We start from the raw sequence: 522 nt of genomic DNA on the forward strand, positions 1-522 counted from the left end.
CTGCATGGAGACGCGATTAGATCACAGACGATCTGCCTGTTCAAATTTCATTAACAAAGTGCGATCCCGCCCTGGCTATTGAAGCAGTAGTAGACAGAATAGGGTCAGAGCATCATGAGCTTTCTGGTCGAGCTAAGGACATGGGCTCTGCGGCTGTCTTCATTGCTCTGATGTTGAATGCCATAGTGTGGGGGGCATTGACAGGGCGTAATTTATTAGCTTGGTGGTAGTGTTATCATCAATAATATTTTTAATTATTCATGGCAGCCGCCATAAATGGTGGCTGTTAAATGAAAAAATAATAGATGCTAATCATAAGGTGGAACTTTTTGTCTGTTTAGCCCGCACCATAGGTGCGAAAATAACCATATTTTATTATGACTGTTTTTCGGTCTTGATTCTACTCATACGAAATTTGACACTTAGTTAAGTAATGAGGTAATCCCCCTTAACCATCCCCTCATATGAGCGAGGCGTGGCGCGGCTTCTGAGGTATGATCGCCATCCTTGACCAGCTAATAC

Annotated in this window: 1 pseudogene; it reads left to right on the forward strand. The window is 43.1% G+C overall.

Going from position 1 to position 522, the window contains the following annotated elements:
- Positions 1–74: 74 nt before the first annotated feature.
- A pseudogene (locus tag PG888_RS23120) lies at positions 75–230 on the forward strand (diacylglycerol kinase); the annotation flags it as partial.
- Positions 231–522 lie beyond the last annotated feature (292 nt).

The organism is Aeromonas sp. QDB23 (assembly GCF_027707745.1).
GTDB classification, from domain to species: Bacteria; Pseudomonadota; Gammaproteobacteria; order Enterobacterales; family Aeromonadaceae; genus Aeromonas; species Aeromonas allosaccharophila.